General features: G+C 67.6%; 14 protein-coding genes. 5 read left to right on the top strand and 9 right to left on the bottom strand.

Annotated features, from left to right (window positions below):
* Positions 1–30: 30 nt before the first annotated feature.
* The 5 genes from ileS to ABD134_RS03400 all read right to left on the bottom strand — a co-directional run bounded on the left by ileS (position 31) and on the right by ABD134_RS03400 (position 7164).
* On the bottom strand, positions 31–3516 hold the full coding sequence (ileS, locus tag ABD134_RS03420; RefSeq protein ID WP_344226712.1) for an isoleucine--tRNA ligase: 3486 nt from the start codon (positions 3514–3516) through the stop codon (positions 31–33).
* A 290-nt stretch (positions 3517–3806) separates the two neighbouring features.
* The gene (locus ABD134_RS03415; protein ID WP_344226710.1) at positions 3807–4349 is read right to left on the bottom strand and encodes a hypothetical protein; all 543 of its coding nucleotides are present in this window, start codon (positions 4347–4349) and stop codon (positions 3807–3809) included.
* An 11-nt stretch (positions 4350–4360) separates the two neighbouring features.
* A complete protein-coding gene (locus ABD134_RS03410; RefSeq protein WP_344226708.1) occupies positions 4361–5146 on the bottom strand; it encodes an SDR family oxidoreductase in 786 nt (261 codons plus the stop codon).
* A gap of 63 nt (positions 5147–5209) precedes the next feature.
* Positions 5210–6619 (bottom strand): FAD-binding oxidoreductase, encoded by a 1410-nt coding sequence (locus ABD134_RS03405; RefSeq protein WP_344227652.1) that lies wholly within the window; start codon positions 6617–6619, stop codon positions 5210–5212.
* Between the two features lie 95 nt (positions 6620–6714).
* Positions 6715–7164, bottom strand: coding sequence for a DUF488 domain-containing protein (locus ABD134_RS03400; RefSeq protein ID WP_344226706.1), 450 nt, complete (start codon positions 7162–7164; stop codon positions 6715–6717).
* Between the two features lie 95 nt (positions 7165–7259).
* Here ABD134_RS03400 and valS point away from each other — a divergent pair, with 95 nt between their 5' ends.
* The 5 genes from valS to ABD134_RS03375 all read left to right on the top strand — a co-directional run bounded on the left by valS (position 7260) and on the right by ABD134_RS03375 (position 12409).
* Complete coding sequence (gene valS / locus ABD134_RS03395) at positions 7260–9947, top strand: valine--tRNA ligase (protein ID WP_344226704.1); 2688 nt, start codon at positions 7260–7262, stop codon at positions 9945–9947.
* Between the two features lie 187 nt (positions 9948–10134).
* Positions 10135–11247: a SpoIIE family protein phosphatase gene (locus tag ABD134_RS03390; protein ID WP_344226701.1), complete on the top strand. Its 1113-nt coding sequence runs from the start codon at positions 10135–10137 to the stop codon at positions 11245–11247.
* A complete protein-coding gene (locus tag ABD134_RS03385; RefSeq protein ID WP_344226699.1) occupies positions 11247–11579 on the top strand; it encodes an STAS domain-containing protein in 333 nt (110 codons plus the stop codon). The genes ABD134_RS03390 and ABD134_RS03385 overlap by 1 nt, the downstream gene beginning before the upstream one ends.
* A complete protein-coding gene (locus tag ABD134_RS03380) occupies positions 11572–12033 on the top strand; it encodes an ATP-binding protein (RefSeq protein ID WP_344226697.1) in 462 nt (153 codons plus the stop codon). The genes ABD134_RS03385 and ABD134_RS03380 overlap by 8 nt, the downstream gene beginning before the upstream one ends.
* Entirely contained in the window at positions 12020–12409 is a 390-nt protein-coding gene (locus tag ABD134_RS03375) for a DoxX family protein (RefSeq protein WP_378108369.1), read from the top strand. Before ABD134_RS03380 ends, ABD134_RS03375 begins: the two co-directional genes overlap by 14 nt.
* Before the next feature lie 76 nt (positions 12410–12485).
* Here the strand turns inward: ABD134_RS03375 and ABD134_RS03370 are convergent, their stop codons facing one another.
* The 4 genes from ABD134_RS03370 to ABD134_RS03355 all read right to left on the bottom strand — a co-directional run bounded on the left by ABD134_RS03370 (position 12486) and on the right by ABD134_RS03355 (position 16082).
* Complete coding sequence (locus tag ABD134_RS03370) at positions 12486–13133, bottom strand: mycothiol-dependent nitroreductase Rv2466c family protein (RefSeq protein ID WP_344226695.1); 648 nt, start codon at positions 13131–13133, stop codon at positions 12486–12488.
* A 72-nt stretch (positions 13134–13205) separates the two neighbouring features.
* The gene (gene clpX / locus ABD134_RS03365; RefSeq protein ID WP_344226693.1) at positions 13206–14519 is read right to left on the bottom strand and encodes an ATP-dependent Clp protease ATP-binding subunit ClpX; all 1314 of its coding nucleotides are present in this window, start codon (positions 14517–14519) and stop codon (positions 13206–13208) included.
* Between the two features lie 218 nt (positions 14520–14737).
* A complete protein-coding gene (locus ABD134_RS03360) occupies positions 14738–15418 on the bottom strand; it encodes an ATP-dependent Clp protease proteolytic subunit (RefSeq protein WP_308421954.1) in 681 nt (226 codons plus the stop codon).
* 67 nt (positions 15419–15485) lie between these two features.
* Complete coding sequence (locus ABD134_RS03355; RefSeq protein ID WP_344227649.1) at positions 15486–16082, bottom strand: ATP-dependent Clp protease proteolytic subunit; 597 nt, start codon at positions 16080–16082, stop codon at positions 15486–15488.
* Positions 16083–16303: the final 221 nt, after the last annotated feature.

Genomic DNA, 16303 nt, shown 5'->3' with positions numbered 1-16303 from the left:
TCTTGTGCTTCTTGACGTTCTTGTTCTTGCTCATGCGTCACTCCCGGTCGAGACGGATGCGGCGGCGGCCTTGGCCACTGCCACCTGCACGGTCTTGGTCGCGTCATCCGCGGGGTCCTGGCGCGGGTCCGCGGTGCCGGAGTCCTCCAGCACCAAGTCCACCGTCAGGGTCTCCCCGGAGACGAGGTCCCGGTGCATCTCCACGGCCTGCACGACCGCGGCCGGTCCCGTGATCACGGTCCGCACCCGGTCCGAGACCTCCAGGCCCGCATCCTTGCGGGCGGCCTGCACGGCCCGGATCACGTCGCGCGCCGTGCCCTCGGCGGCCATGTCCGCCGGAACCGAGGTGTCCAGCACCAGGAAGCCGCCGGGCACCACGGTGACCGCGCGCGATGCGGCCGCGGCGCCGGCGTCGTGGTCCTGGTTGCCGTCAGTCGCGGCACCAGTCCCGGCTGCGCCGACGGTGGTCTCGAGGGAGTACTCCCCTTCGACGAGCGCGATGCCGCCCGAGACGACCGTCCCGTCCTCGGCCACGGACCAGTCACCGGACTTGGCGCCCTTGATGGCGACCTGGACCTGCTTGCCCAGGCGCGGACCGGCGGCACGGGCGTTGACGGCCAGCGACTGGCTGATGCCATAGTCGGCAGCGGACACCTCTGCGGCGTCCTGTAGGTCCACGGACTTCAGGTTCAGCTCGTCCATGATGATGTCCGTGTAGGCCCCGGCCAGCCCGGCGGCATCCGGCACCACCACGGTCAAGGACTGCAATGGCAGCCGCACGCGGCGCTTGGCGCCCTTGCGCAGGGAGGAGCCGGCGGAGGCTATGCGGCGGACGGTCTCCATGCGTTCGACCAGGGCCTCCGCCTCATCCTCAGACGCGAAGCCGGCGAAGAACGGCACGGCATCCGGATAGTCGGTCAGGTGCACCGACCGGCCGCCGGTCAGTCCGCGCCAGATCTCCTCGGCCACCAGCGGCATCAAGGGGGCTGCGGCGCGGCAGAAGGCCTCCAGGGACGTGTACAGCACGTCCAGGGCCTGGGTGTCCTCGTCGAAGAACCGCTGGCGGGAGCGGCGGACGTACCAGTTCGTCATGGTGTCCATGTAGGCGCGCAAAGCGTCGGTCGCGTCAGAGACCTCGTAGGAGTCGAGGCCGGTCTTGACCTCGCGGAGCATGCGCCCGGTGGCGGCCAGGATGTACTGGTCCAGCGGATCCGTGGACTCGTAACGGAACGAGGCCCGGTAGCCGTCAGGGCGCCCTGCGCCGTCCTCGGATCGAGCGCGCGCGGAGTTCGCGTAGAGGCTGAAGAAGTGCCACACGTTCCAGGCGGGCAGCAGCACCTGGCGGGTCGCTTCGCGGATGCCCTCCTCAGTGACCACCAGGTTCCCGCCGCGCAGGATGGGCGAGGCCATCAGGAACCAGCGCATGGCGTCAGAGCCGTCCCGGTCCAGGACCTCGGAGACGTCCGGGTAGTTCTTCAGGGACTTGGACATCTTCTGCCCGTCCGAGCCCAGGACGATCCCGTGGCTGATGACGTTGGAGAAGGCCGGTCGGTCGAACAGGGCGGTAGCCAGGACGTGCATGGTGTAGAACCAGCCGCGGGTCTGGCCGATGTACTCCACGATGAAGTCGGCCGGGTTGTGGGTCTCGAACCACTTCTTCGCCTCGAAAGGGTAGTGCACCTGCGCGTACGGCATGGAGCCGGAGTCGAACCAGACGTCCAGCACGTCCTCCACGCGGCGCATCACGGCCCCGGCGGCGGCGGCCTCCTGGTCGGGGTGCGGCCGGGTCAGTTCGTCGATCCAGGGACGGTGCAGATCCACCTCGCCCTGGTCATTGCGTGGCAGCCGCCCGAAGGCCTCTTCGATCTCGGCCAGCGAGCCGTAGACCTCCTGGAGCGGGTACTCCGGGTGGTCCGACTCCCACACCGGGATGGGTGAGCCCCAGTAGCGATTGCGGGAGATGGACCAGTCCCGGGCGTTCTCGAGCCACTTGCCGAACTGACCGTGCTTGACGTTGGAGGGGATCCAGTTGATGTCCTCGTTCAGCTCGACCATGCGTTCCTTGAACGCGGTGACGGAGACGTACCAGCTGGTGATGGCGCGGTAGATCAGCGGTGTCCGGCAGCGCCAGCAGTGCGGGTAGGAGTGCTCGTAGGAGGTCTCCTTGAGCAGCTTCCCGGCGGTCTTCAGCGCCCGGATGATGGTCCGGTTGGCCTCGAACGCCTGCACTCCGGCGATGTCCTGGAGTACTCCGCCGCCCCGGTTCGCGTCCCCGAACAGGGGCAGGAAGCGCGCACCCTCGTCCACGGAGAGGATTACCGGGATGCCGTGCGCCTCACAGATCCGCTGGTCGTCCTCACCGTATGCCGGGGCCTGATGGACCACACCGGTGCCGTCCTCGGTGGTGACGTAGTCGTCCACGAGGATCTGCCAGGCATTCTCGGTGCCGTAGGCCTCGGCATCCGTGAAGTAGGTGAACAGCGGCTCGTAGGCCAGTCCCCCCAGCCGGGCGCCCAGATAGGTGCGCTGCACCGCCTCGGTGGCGGTGCCGGCATCGGAGTATCCGAGCTCCTTGGCGTGCGCCCCCAGCAGATCCTGGGCCAGCAGATACGAGGTTCCGGCCACGTCCTCCGCGGCCTCCGGTCCCGCGGGGACCACTGCGTAGGTGATCTCCGGCCCGACGACGAGCGCCTGGTTGGTCGGCAGGGTCCAGGGAGTGGTGGTCCAGGCGAGCACGCGCACGCCGGTGAGTTCCGCAGCCAGGGCCGCATCGGCGCTGTCCGAATCTGCGCTGTCCGAATCTGTGGCCGCGGCCACGCCGGTGATCGGGAAGGCCACGGTGACCGAGGGGTCCTGACGGGACTGGTAGACGTCGTCGTCCATGCGCAGCTCGTGGTTTGACAGTGGGGTCTCGTCCTTCCAGCAGTAGGGCAGGACCCGGAAGCCGCGGTAGGTGAGGTCCTTGGAGTGCAGGTCCTTGAACGCCCAGAGCACGGACTCCATGAACTCGGGGTTCAGGGTCTTGTAGTCGTTCTCGAAGTCGACCCAGCGGGCCTGACGGTTGACGTAGTCCTTCCACTGGTCCGTGTACTTGAGCACGGAGGCGCGGCAGGCATCGTTGAACGTGTCGATCCCCATGGCCTCGATCTGCGCCTTGTCCGTCATGCCCAGCTGCTTCATGGCCTCGAGTTCGGCGGGCAACCCGTGGGTATCCCAGCCGAAGCGACGCTCCACGCGGCGGCCCTGCTGCGTCTGGTAGCGGGCCACGAGGTCCTTGACGTAACCGGTCAGCAGGTGGCCGTAGTGGGGCAGGCCGTTGGCGAAGGGCGGGCCGTCGTAGAAGACGAACTCGTTGCCGGTGCCGTCCTCGTGGGTGGCCGGCCGCGCGTCGATGGACGCCTGGAAGGTGCCGTCCTCGTCCCAGTACTTCAGGACGCGCTCCTCGATCTCCGGGAAACGCGGGGAGGAGGGGGTGCCGGACTGGGCGTTCGGATCCGAGCTGGCGAGGGGGTACACGGGCGTTCCATCCTTGCAGGGGTCGACTGTGGTGCTGTCTGGTCTTCCTGCAAGGACGCTGACGCTGTTCCCGGCCTCCGGTGCGGAGATCGGGGACGACGGCGGCGCGGTACCACCCTGCTTGCCGTCCCGCTCCCCCAGTGGTCCCGTGGGGCGTGATCGGCCGCTCATGACTGCTGTGACGGGCTTACCCGTCCGGTTCTACTGGGGCTGGCACATGCCGTGCCCGTTCTTCCGGAAGCTCGCCGGTGATGGCCGGGTCAGTGCTGTTGGTGTTGCTGGCGTTGATTCTACGCCCTTTTCTCGCCCAACTCGCCTGGGGCGACTTTCCCGGCCTGGCCGCTCTTCTTCGTCGAATCGTCGAAGTACTCGATCAGCACGGTCCCCACCCCGGCGAGGACGGCGTAAGTGGCCCGGGGACGCTTCGCCCCGAGCCGGGCGATCAGCTTCTCGGACCACTCGTCGGTGACCGAGGTCAACCACATCGAGCCGGCCATGAATCCGCCCACGAGGGCTCCCACGACCACGGGGGTGCCGAGTCGCCGGGCCCAGGACACCTCGGAACGGGGTTCACCCTGCACCTCGGCCTCACGCTCGGACTGGTCCCGTTTCAGGATCAGGACGCCGGCCGCTGCTGCGGCAGCGATGCCACCGGACCACAAGGCCAGGGGCTTGCGGGGTACCCTCCACAGGGGGAAGGCGGACGCGATCCCGGTGGCGGCGCCCAGGCCGAGGGCACGCCGGAGCCGCCGGCCGTCCACGCCGGGGTGGTCGGTGTCCGTGCTGCCGTCCCGGGCCGCGTCAGTCGGCTGATCTCGGTGCTGTCCTGCCATGCGGGGATTCCTCACGTTGTCCTGATCATCTTGAAGTTGGCCGCCTGGGCCACGGGCCGCAGCACGATCTGGTCCAGGTTGACGTGGTGGGGCACCGAGACGGCGTAGGTGCAGACGTCCGCGACATCCTCGGCAGTCAGGGGCTTCTCCACACCGGCATACACGCGGTCCGCCGCCTCCTGGTCACCGCCCAGGCGGTTCAGCGTGAACTCCTCGGTGTGCACCAGTCCCGGCAGTACCTCGACCACCCGGATGTTGTGGTCCACCTCCTCGAGGCGGAGGGCTCCGACAAGTCCGTGCTGGGCCATCTTCGCCGCGTTGTACCCACCGCCGCCCTCATAGCTGGCGAGCCCCGCCGTCGATGTCAGGACCAGCACAGTGCCGTGCCCGGTGGCGCGGAGCAGAGGCAGGAATGCCTGGGTGGTGTTCAGGGTGCCCTGGACGTTGACGCGGTACATCCAGTCCCAGTCCCCGGCCTGTCCGTCCGCCACCCGGTCGGTGCCCCGTGCACCGCCGGCGATGCACAGCACAGTGTCCACGCCTCCGCCGTCCTCGACGACCTGGCGTGCCCTGGCCATCTGCTCGGCGTCCGTGACGTCCGCGGGCACCGGGACGATGGTTCCGGTGCCGGCGGGCACCGCCTCGGCGAGGGACTGGAGCCTCTTGGCTCTGCGGGCCACGGCATAGACGGTCCAGCCCTCGGCTGCGAGTTGCGCGGCTGCGGCCCGGCCGATGCCGGAGGAGGCACCGGTCACGACGGCGGCGCGGTTCAGTCGGGTGTTCCTCTCACCAGTCATGGCACCACTCTATTCACGGTCTGGCCTCCCTACGATCTGGGGCCTCCACCGCCGGACACCCAGTCAGAGTTCGGCGAGTTGTTTGCCGGGATTGAGGATGCCCCGGGGATCCACCGCGTCCTTGATCGACCGGTGCAGCAGCCGGCTCCCCTCATCCAGTTCGCGCGGCAACCAAGCGCGTTTGAGCGAGCCCACCCCGTGCTCGCCGGTGATGGTACCGCCCAGCTGCAGGCCGACGTCCATGATCTCCTCGAACGCCTCGTGCGCCCGACGCGTCGATTCCGGGTCCCGGGCGTCGAAGAACACGGAGGGATGGACGTTGCCGTCACCGGCATGGGCGACCACGGCGATCATCAGGCCGGTCCGTTCGCGAATGACGTCCAGACGGTCGTAGAACTCGGGCATGGCCATCCGTGGCAGGCAGACATCGTCCAGCAGTTGTCCACCCCCGTGGGCCTGCGCATGGCGTTCGAAGGCGGGGTGGGCCATCCGTCGCGTGGCCACCAGGGCGTCGCTGTCCTCCGGATCCGTGCTGAAGGCGACGTCCAGGGCGCCGTGGTGTTCGGCCGTCGCCGCGAAGGCGGCCACCTCCTGTTCGGCGGCCTCCCGGTGGCCATCCCCGTTGGACTGCATGAGCAGCAAGGCTCCGGCCGCCGAATCGAGCCCGAAGTCCCCGAACTGATTGAGGAGGGATATGGCATGGCGGTCCAGGGACTCGAGCATCGAAGGGCGGGCGCCCGTGGCCATGAACGCGGCCACGGCCGAGGCAGCCGCGCGTTCAGAGGCGAAGGCCGCCACGGCCGTCAACGGGGGCGGCAGCAGGGGCACCAGCCGCAACGTCACCTCCACGACGATGCCCAGGGTCCCCTCTGAGCCGACGAACAGACCGACGAGGTCCAGTCCGGCCACCCCCTTGGCCGTCCGATGTCCCAGCCGGGTCAGCGTGCCATCAGCCAGCACCACCTTGAGTTCCCGGACGTAGTCCCGTGTCACCCCGTATTTCACGCAGCACAGACCGCCGGCGTTCGTGGCCACGTTCCCGCCGATGGAGCAGATCGCCACCGAGCCGGGATCCGGCGGGTACGCCAGACCGTGGGACACGAGGGCCTCCTTCAGGGTCTGGTTGATGACCCCGGGTTCCACGGTCACCGTCTGCTCGCCGGTGTTGATCTCCAGGATCGAGTCCATCCGCTCGACGGAGAGCAGGATGCACCCGTCCACGGCGTTCGCACCTCCGGAGATGCCGGTGCGGGTGCCCTGAGGCACCACCGGGATGCCGAGCCGGGATGCGAACCGCAGCGTCGCCTGGACATCCTGGACGGTGCGGGCCCGCACCAGGGCCACCGCATCGCCTACCGCGGCGAAGGGTGCCTGGTCCGCGGCGTGGCTCGCGACGACGCCCGGTTCGACGCTGACGGCCCCCGGGGTGAGCTCGGGTCCCAACTCGTTGACCAGACGCTGCGCCAGCTCCATCCGGTCAGTGCGCTCTGCCGCAACGGGCGCGGTGCTGGTCGTAAAGTCACCGAGACCGGTGCTGGGGCTGGGGCTGGAGCTGGAGCTGGAGGGGATCATGATGACGCAACCTTGTCCTGAAGGAACCGGCGCAACACCACCGCATGGTTGGCCTCCGGGTCCTTGGCCGCATACAGGAGCACCAAATCCTTCTTGCGGGAGGAGTCCCAGCGTTCCAGGAGCGCGTCGACGGCCGGTGCGCCGCCGTCGTCGGGCGCTCCATGGTTTCCAGCGCGTCCCGAGGCGTCCAGCTCGGCCTCGTAACGCCGGGTGAAGTCCGTGAAGCGCTCAGGATCATGGTGGAAGTCCTTGCGGGCCTCGCCGGAGGGGGCGACCGCCTTGCACCACTCGTCCAGCTCAAGGTCCGCCTTGGCGATCCCCCGAGGCCAGATCCGGTCGACCAGGGCCCGGTAACCGCCATCCGGGGCATCGTGGACACGGCGGATGCGGATCTGCGCCGGGGTACTGCCGGCCTTGCTTCCGGCTTTGCTGCGTGAGGTGGACATGGTCCCACCGTAGGCCGGGATCCCCCGGTCCGCCATCAGGCCGTCCAGCGTGATCCGGTTCGAAGAGGCTCAGGGGGCATGGGACAATCGGGATCATGGCTGAACAGATCCCGGGCACAGACACGCCCGTTTCCACGACCGCGTCCACCAGTCCTGCCGTGACCGTTCCGGACCGCCCCGCGCTCGAGGGGCTGGAGGACAAGCTCTCCGCCCGGTGGAGGGCCGAAGGCACCTATGCGTTCGAGGCCGACACCACGCGGGAGCAGGTCTACTCGATCGACACCCCGCCGCCGACTGCCTCCGGTTCGCTGCACGTGGGGCACATGTTCTCCTACACGCAGACCGACGTGCTGGCCCGCTACCAGCGCATGAACGGCAAGAACGTCTTCTACCCCATGGGCTGGGATGACAACGGTCTGCCCACGGAACGCCGCGTGCAGAACTACTACGGCGTCCGCTGCGATCCGACCAAGCCCTACCTCCCCGGGTACCAGCCGCCGGAGAAGCCCGCGAAGAACCAGCGGGACTGGGATGTGGTCTCCCGCCGCAACTTCATCGAGCTGTGCGAGGAGCTGGCCGTCGAGGATGAGAAGGTCTTCGAGAACCTGTTCACGCGGCTCGGCTTGTCCGTGGACTGGTCCCTGACCTACCGGACGATCGATGACACGTCCCGCGCCGTGTCCCAGCGCGGCTTCCTGCGCAACCTGGCCTCCGGGGACGCCTACATGGCCGAGGCCCCCACGCTGTGGGATGTCACCTTCCGCACCGCCGTGGCCCAGGCCGAGCTCGAGGACCGAGAGGTGCCCGGCGCCTATCACCGCATTCCCTTCTTCACCGCCGCCGGGGAGAAGGTCTTCATCGAGACCACCCGCCCCGAGCTGCTGCCGGCCTGTTCGGCCCTCGTGGCCCACCCCGACGACGAGCGGTACCAGCCGCTGTTCGGCCAAACCGTGACCTCTCCCCTGTTCGGAGTCGAGGTCGAGGTCCGCGCCCACGGGCTCGCCAAGCCTGACAAGGGATCCGGCATCGCCATGGTCTGCACCTTCGGCGACCTCACCGACGTCACGTGGTGGCGCGAACTCGATCTGCCGACTCGCACCGTGGTGGGCCGCGACGGCCGCTTCCACGCCGAGACCCCTGAATGGATCACCAGCGAGCCAGGCCGCGCTGAGTACGGGAAGCTGGCTGGCAAGACCGTGTTCTCGGCCAAGGAGACCGTGGTGACCTCGTTGACCGACGCCGAGCTGGTGGACGGCGAGCCGAAGAAGATCACCCACCCGGTGAACTTCTACGAGAAAGGTGACAAGCCCCTCGAGGTGATCTCCTCCCGCCAGTGGTATATCCGCAACGGTGGCCGGGACGCCGAACGCCGCGAGAAGCTCCTCGCCCGTGGCCGCCAGTTGTCCTGGCATCCCGAGTTCATGCGCTCCCGCTACGAGAACTGGGTGGAAGGCCTCAATGGCGACTGGCTGGTGTCCCGTCAGCGGTTCTTCGGAGTGCCGATTCCGGTCTGGTATCCGCTGGACACCTCCGGCGAACCGGACTACGAGCACCCGATCGTGCCCACCGAGGACCAGTTGCCGGTTGATCCCGCGGCGGAGGCGGCGCCCGGCTACGACGAGGCCCAGCGCGATGTGCCCGGTGGCTTCACCGGAGATCCGGACGTCCTGGACACCTGGGCCACCTCATCGCTGACCCCGCAGATCGTCGGCCGCTGGAGCCGCGACGAGGAGTTCTTCGGCAAGGTCTTCCCGTTCGACCTTCGTCCCCAGGGACACGACATCATCCGCACGTGGCTGTTCTCCACCGTGGTCCGGGCTGAGTCCCTGAATGACTCGGTGCCGTGGAACCACACCGCCCTGTCCGGTTGGATCCTGGATCCGGACCGGAAGAAGATGTCCAAGTCCAAGGGCAACGTGGTGGTCCCGACCGACGTGCTGGACGAGTACGGTTCGGACGCGGTCCGCTACTGGGCGGCCTCCGCCAAGCTCGGCGCGGACACCGCCTATGAGGTGGCGCAGATGAAGATCGGCCGACGGCTGGCGATCAAGCTCCTCAACGCCTCGAAGTTCGCCCTGAACCTCGGCGCCTCGGTGGACAACGTGGTGCGTTCGGCCGACGATGCCGCGGTCATCACCAACCCGCTGGACAAGGCCCTGATGGTCCGCCTGTACGACACCGTCCAGCAGTCCTCGCGGGCCTTCGAGACGTACGACTACGCCCGGGCGCTGAATCTGACGGAGTCCTTCTTCTGGCAGTTCACGGATGACTACGTGGAGCTCATCAAGGACCGCGCCTACGGTGGCCACGGCGAGGGCGAGCAGGCCTCGGTGCTGGCCACCCTGGCCACCACGCTGGATGCACTGCTGCGCTTGCTGGCCCCCTTCCAGCCTTTCGCTACTGACGAGGTCTGGGGCTGGTGGCGGACCGGCTCCGTGCACCGCGCCCCGTGGCCGGGCCGGTCTGAGGAGATCGCCGGCATCGAGGCCGCCTCCGCCGGCGCCACCGCCGATGTGCTCGCAGCGGTCGCCCTGGCCCTCGGCGGCATCCGGAGGGCGAAGTCCGAGGCCAAGGTGAAGCAGCGCACCGAGGTGCTCGCCGCCGTCGTGACCGCCCCGGAGAATCGCCTCGGTTCCCTGCGCGGCGGGCTCGCTGATCTCAAGGCCGCGGGCAATGCCCGCGACCTCACTCTGGTGGCCGGCAGCCCGGACGGGGACGCTGACATCGAGGTCTCCCAGGTGGAGCTGGCCGCGCCGGACATCTCGGAGGCCACCGCCGAATAGGCATGGCGGTCAGGCGGACGGATCTGCTCCATGATTCCGGACCGGGGATTAATGGTCCCGGTCCAGGGTAAAAAAGCTCGGCTGCCGTGCTGATATAGGGATCACCGGATGACCCGCGTTCTATCCCCAGGACGCCCGTCATTGGCCCGCACGATCTCCGTATCTTCCGACGGGAGTTGGTCTACTCATGGCGCCACCATCCTCAATTCGTCACGCCCTCGTGGTCGAGGACGACGATGACATCCGCAGTCTGCTGGTCCACACCCTGATCCGGGAGGGCTTCACCGTGTCTGAAGCCCCCAGCGGCACCCGGGCTGTGGAACTGCTCCAGACCCTCGATCCCGAACTGATCACCCTGGACGTGCAGCTGCCCGGCCTTGATGGGCTGGAGGTCTGCCGCCAGTTGCGCGAGTACTCCAACGCCTATGTGGTGATGATCTCCGCGCGCTCAACGGAGATCGACAAACTGGCCGGCCTGGACGCCGGCGCCGATGACTACCTCAGCAAACCGTTCAGCCCCCGTGAGCTGAGGGCCCGCGTCGCCGCCCTGTTTCGGCGACCCCGCGAACTGGTAACGGACTCAACGGAACGGGAACGCGCCGTCGAGGTTCAGCGTGGTCTTCTGCCGGATGCCTCTCCGGATCTGCCGGGGTACGAGATGGCGGCGAGCTTCCGCCCCTCCCGGGCGGTCGGGGGCGACCTCTACGATTGGCACGTCTCCTCCGGCCAGTTGCATGTGATCCTCGCGGACGTCATGGGCAAGGGCATGGGCGCGGCAATGATCGCCGCAGCAGTGCGATCTGCCTTCCGGACCGTCGGGAACATGCCGGGACTGACCTCAGCCTTCAACCATGCCGCCCAGTCGCTGAGAGGCGCTCTCGAAAGCTCCGATTCCTATGCCACGGTCTTCAAGGTCCGCCTCAATCCCGCCAACGGCCGCTTCTCCTACGTAGATGCCGGCCATGGAATCGCGGCCATCGTGGGCCCCGATGGCAGCACGAGGCGCCTGGATCCGGGCGGACCGCCGGTGGGCCTCTGGGTCGAGGACCCCTGGGTGGCCCAGCGGGCCGACCTGAACCCCGGAGAATCACTGATCCTCGTCAGCGACGGCGTGCTCGATGCCGTCGGCGACCTCGAGGGGACCTTCGCGGCCATGTCACAGGCCGTCCTGGCCCACCCCACCCTTCAGGACGTGGCGGACCATCTCGTCCGGCTCACCCAGGACGATCCCGAACACGATGACGTCACCGCCGTCGTCGTCCACCGTCATCCCGATGTCCCAGGAAAGGACCACCGCTAATGCACGTCACCGTAGAAAGACATGACACCTACACAGAGGTGAAAAGTGAGGGCCGCCTGAACATGGTCGCCGCTCCCAAGCTCAAGGACGTGATCTCCAGCGAGATCAGTGCGGGCTCGCGGCAGATCGTGGTGGACCTCAGCGCCACCGAGTTCATGGACTCCTCCGGCCTGGGAGCCCTCATCGGCTGTCTCAAAATGGCTCGCCAGGCCGGCGGAGACCTGCGCATCGCCCAGGTGCCGCCGCAGGTGCTGATGGTGCTTCAACTGACTAGCATGGACCGTGTGCTGACTCCCTACCCCGACTCCGCCTCGGCGTTCTCCCGTGCCTGAGCCGATCCTGCTCTGCGCCGACCGCCTTCCGGCAGAACCGGGGACCATCGAGACCGTCCATGACCACCTGGAAGATCTGTGGGCGGCGGCCGACCATGTTCCGGCCCTGGACCGGATGGCCTTCGACACCGCCGTCATCGAAACGGTCAGCAACACCATCCGACACGGTGTGGGCGACCCGGGACCGGTCGAGCTGGGGATGGAACTCGTGGCCTCCCCCGCCGAGCTGCGAGCGACCATCGTCGAGTTCGGTGCCGTCTCGGCGGCGCCGAGCGCTCCGCTGGGCACCGTGCCGCTCGGGGGTGTCATGGCCGATGCTCTGGCGGAGTCGGGACGCGGGCTGGCCCTGATCCGTGCCCTCGTCAGCCTCGATTTCGAACGTGCCGGTGCCACGAACGTGTGGCGCCTGTACCGCCGGACGAACGCGACGGAGTCAAACCATGGCACGAACTGACCTGAAACGAGATGAGAGCACGGGACGAGCTGGAGCCATGGCCGCCGCCCTGGCGGGCATGGGCGTTCTGCACTTCGCGCAACCTCGGGGTTTCGATGGACTCGTCCCTCGCGCCCTGCCGGGCTCGGCCCGTGCCTGGACCTACGGTTCGGGCGTGGCGGAACTGGCGGTCGCCGGGCTGCTGGCCGTACCGGCTACCCGGCGCATGGGGGGTCGGGCCGCTCAGGTGCTCTTCCTGGCCGTCTGGCCGGGGAATTTCTACCACGCGTGGCGTGCCCGGAACGCCTCGCCGAGAATCAGGGCAATCACGCTCGCGCGTCTGCCACTCCAGATCCCGATGATCCGGGCTGCCGGGCGTATTGCCCGCAGGCGCTGAACCCGCCCGCAGCGCACCACGGGAAGCCCGGGCCGGCAAACAATCCCGTCGAACCGTCGAACCGGACGAGCGAGCGTCAGTCGAACTGGGGGCTGGTCGTGCGGGAACGCTTGATTTCGTAGAAGTAGGGGAATCCGGCGAGAGTGACCGCAGCATCGAAAAGCCGGCCGGCCTCCTCACCGCGCGGGATGCGGGTCATCACCGGACCGAAGAAGGCGGTGCCGTTGAAGGAGACCACTGGCGTGCCGACGTCGTCCCCGACCTTCTCGATGCCTTCCCCATGGGAGGCCCGCAGCGTCTCGTCCAGCACGTCTGTGCGGGCCGCAGCGAGGATCTCCTCGGTCTCCAGACCAAGCTCGTCCAGCGCCCCGCGGACGGCGGCCTCGAAGTCCTTCTGCCTCTCGTTGTGGATGCGGGTGCCCACGGCCGTGTAGTACGCGCCGATGGCCTCGTTGCCGTGGCGTTCCTGGATCTGGGTGGCGGCGCGGGCAGGCAGCCACGCCCGATCGAGCATGGAGCGGTAGTCTTCGTCCAGGTCCTGGTGCTCGTTGAGGACGGAGAGGGACATGATGTGCCAGTTCACCCTGATCGGGCGGACCTTCTCGACCTCCAGCATCCAGCGTGAGGTGATCCAGGCGAACGGGCAGACGGAGTCGAACCAGAAGTCGACGGTCTGGGTTCCCGCCTCGGTGGCGCTCGTCCTGGCGTTAGCGGTCTCGGTCATGGTGCCTCCTGGCATTCGTCTGGGTGGTTCGGGACTAGTCCGCGGCGAGGACCCACTGGGGGCTCGGCGGACTCAGGCGGACTTGGTACGGCGTTTGCGCTGCACCTCGCGGGAGATCAGCGTGGGCTCGGTCCCCTCGCGGACCACATCACCGGTGATGACCACGGTGGCGATGTCCTCGCGGGAGGGCAGGTCGAACATGACCGGTTTGAGGACCTCCTCCAGGATGGAGCGCAGCCCTCGGGCGCCGGTCCCCCGCTCCTCGGCCTGCTCGACCACCGCGTCCAGCGCCTCATCCTCGAACTGCAGCTCGACGCCGTCCATGAGGAACATCTTCTGGTACTGCTTCACCAGGGCGTTCCGGGGCTTGGTCAGGATGTTGATGAGCTGCTCATGGTCCAGGTTGTCCACCGTGGTGATCACGGGCAGGCGGCCGATGAACTCGGGGATCAGGCCGAACTTCAGCAAGTCCTCCGGGCGCACGTCCGAGTAGGACACGTCCCGCTTGCCGATGGTGTTGATCGGCGCACCGAACCCGATGCCCTTGGACCCGGCACGCGAGGAGATGATCTCGTCCAGGCCGGCGAAGGCCCCGGCCACAATGAACAAGACGTTCGACGTGTCGATCTGCAGGAACTCCTGGTGGGGGTGCTTGCGGCCGCCCTGTGGCGGGACCGCGGCGGTGGTGCCCTCCAGGATCTTCAGCAGGGCCTGCTGGACTCCCTCGCCCGAGACGTCCCGGGTGATGGAGGGGTTCTCGGACTTGCGCGAGATCTTGTCGATCTCGTCGATGTAGATGATGCCCTGCTCGGCCTTCTTGACGTCATAGTCAGCGGCCTGGATGAGCTTGAGGAGGATGTTCTCGACGTCCTCGCCCACATAGCCCGCCTCCGTCAACGACGTGGCGTCCGCCACGGCGAACGGCACGTTGAGCTTCTTGGCCAGGGTCTGGGCGAGGTAGGTCTTGCCGGACCCAGTGGGGCCCACGAGCAGGATGTTGGACTTGCCGACCTCCACATCCGCCAGCTCGTCGGTTTCCTCGGCCGAGCGGTCGGCGAAGGAGTCACTCTTGGCCTGCGTGGACTGCTGTCCGGAGCGGATGCGCTTGTAGTGGTTGTACACGGCGACGGCGAGGGACCGCTTGGCATCGGGTTGGCCGATCACGTACTCCTCGAGGAAGTCGTAGATCTCCCGGGGCTTGGGCAGCTCAACCTCGGCGGTCTCCGCGACCTCGGAGAGCTCCTCCTCGATGATCTCGTTGCACAGCTCGATGCACTCGTCGCAGATGTAGACGCCGGGTCCGGCGATCAGTTTCCGGACCTGCTTCTGGCTCTTTCCACAGAATGAGCACTTGAGCAGGTCGGCGCTTTCACCGATGCGGGCCATGCGGGAATCTCCTCGATTGGGTCGGGCCTCCAGACGAAGCTGCCCGGGGTACTGCCATTACAGCTTAGGGGGTGGACACGTTAGGACGGTGGATTGCAACGGCGGCCCACACCGGACGTGACGCAGCACGTCCAGGCGTGGGCCGCCGTCGGGCCATTCCCTGGTCCCCAGCGGTCCCCGCCGCCGCTCACACGGTCGGGGGCCACCGGCGGCCCTGATCAGTTGGAGAGCTGCGGGCGGGTGATCTTCCGGGACTCGAGGACCTCGTCCACCAGGCCGTAGTCCTTGGCGCCCTGGGCCGAGAGGAACTTGTCCCGGTCGATGTCCTGGCGGATCTGCTCCGCCGACTTGTTGGTGTGCATGGCGAGCGTCTCCTCCATCCAGGTGCGGATCCGCAACAGTTCCTCGGCGTGGATCTGCAGGTCCGTGGCGGTGCCACGGTCCCCACCCATGGATGGCTGGTGGATCAGCACGCGGGCGTTCGGCAGGGCCAGACGCTTGCCCGGCGCTCCTGCGGCCAGAAGCACGGCCGCGGCCGAGGCCGCCTGGCCCAGGCACACGGTCTGGATCTCGGGACGGACGAACTGCATGGTGTCGTAAATCGCGGTCATCGCGGTGAACGAGCCACCCGGCGAGTTGATGTACAGGGTGATGTCCCGCTCCGAGTCCATGGACTCCAGCACGAGCAGCTGGGCCATGATGTCATCCGCGGAGACGTCATCCACCTGGGAGCCGAGGAACACGATGCGGTCCTCGAACAGCTTGGCGTAGGGGTCGTTGCGCTTGAAGCCGTAGGGCGTGCGCTCCTCGAACTGGGGCAGGACATAGCGGTTGCTCGGCGCCGACTGACCGGCACCGGAGGGCATTCCGGTCGGTGTTCCCGTGGTGAAGTGGTTCATGTCTGGTTTCTCCTGGGCGAAGGGTCTGTGGGGTGGGGAGGACTGTCCTGGGGCGGCCGGGGCCGGATCAGGAGTTGTCCACGCCACCGCCGCCGGACACGGTTCCGGCACGTTCGGCGATGTGGTCGAAGAACCCGTATTCCAGGCCCTCCGTGGCGGTGAACCACTTGTCCCGCTCGTTGTCTTTGAGGATGGTCTCCACGGTCTGGCCGGTCTGCTCCGCGGTGAGTTCGGCCATGACCTGCTTCATGTGCAGGATCAGCTGCGCCTGGATGCGGATGTCCGACTCGGTGCCGCCGATGCCGCCGGAGGGCTGGTGCATCAGAATGCGGGCGTGCGGGGTGGCATAGCGCTTGCCCGGCGTGCCCGAGGACAGCAGGAACTGGCCCATGGAGGCTGCCATGCCGGTGGCGACGGTGACCGTGTCGTTCGGGATGTACTTCATCGTGTCGTAGATCGCCATGCCAGCGGTGATGGAGCCGCCCGGGGAATTGATGTACAGGTAGATGTCCTTCTCCGGGTCCTCGGCGGAGAGCAGGAGCATCTGGGAGCAGATCGCGTTGGCGTTCTCGTCCATCACCTCGGAGCCCAGCCAGATGATGCGTTCCTTGAGCAGACGGTTGTAGATGTAGTCCTCGCGGGCCGCCGGATCAACCGACGCCATACGGGGAGCAGTGGACGATGCGGACATGGCGCCCTGCCTTCCTTCAGATGGACTTCACATGCGACGACGGCACCTGGTGGTACACGTCCGGCACTGGTCTTGGATCGAGACTACTGTCCAACGGCGCCACCCGGGCCCTCCTGACCCTACTGTTCGCTGTTGGCGTGCATGGACGACGCCGGCGGCCGCCTCCCTGATCCGGTCGCCAAAACGCCCGGGCC

Origin of the sequence: Citricoccus alkalitolerans (assembly GCF_039528175.1) — a bacterium.
Taxonomy (GTDB): domain Bacteria; phylum Actinomycetota; class Actinomycetes; order Actinomycetales; family Micrococcaceae; genus Citricoccus; species Citricoccus alkalitolerans.
This window is presented reverse-complemented; position numbering and strand designations above follow the sequence as displayed.

Coding starts and splice junctions, on each gene's coding strand:
- ABD134_RS03415 (WP_344226710.1), bottom strand. CDS start 4,349: ATGGCAGGACAGCACCGAGATCAGCCGACTGACGCGGCCCGGGACGGC.
- ABD134_RS03410 (WP_344226708.1), bottom strand. CDS start 5,146: ATGACTGGTGAGAGGAACACCCGACTGAACCGCGCCGCCGTCGTGACC.
- ABD134_RS03405 (WP_344227652.1), bottom strand. CDS start 6,619: ATGGAGCTGGCGCAGCGTCTGGTCAACGAGTTGGGACCCGAGCTCACC.
- ABD134_RS03400 (WP_344226706.1), bottom strand. CDS start 7,164: ATGTCCACCTCACGCAGCAAAGCCGGAAGCAAGGCCGGCAGTACCCCG.
- valS (WP_344226704.1), top strand. CDS start 7,260: ATGGCTGAACAGATCCCGGGCACAGACACGCCCGTTTCCACGACCGCG.
- ABD134_RS03390 (WP_344226701.1), top strand. CDS start 10,135: ATGGCGCCACCATCCTCAATTCGTCACGCCCTCGTGGTCGAGGACGAC.
- ABD134_RS03385 (WP_344226699.1), top strand. CDS start 11,247: ATGCACGTCACCGTAGAAAGACATGACACCTACACAGAGGTGAAAAGT.
- ABD134_RS03375 (WP_378108369.1), top strand. CDS start 12,020: ATGGCACGAACTGACCTGAAACGAGATGAGAGCACGGGACGAGCTGGA.
- ABD134_RS03370 (WP_344226695.1), bottom strand. CDS start 13,133: ATGACCGAGACCGCTAACGCCAGGACGAGCGCCACCGAGGCGGGAACC.
- clpX (WP_344226693.1), bottom strand. CDS start 14,519: ATGGCCCGCATCGGTGAAAGCGCCGACCTGCTCAAGTGCTCATTCTGT.
- ABD134_RS03360 (WP_308421954.1), bottom strand. CDS start 15,418: ATGAACCACTTCACCACGGGAACACCGACCGGAATGCCCTCCGGTGCC.
- ABD134_RS03355 (WP_344227649.1), bottom strand. CDS start 16,082: ATGGCGTCGGTTGATCCGGCGGCCCGCGAGGACTACATCTACAACCGT.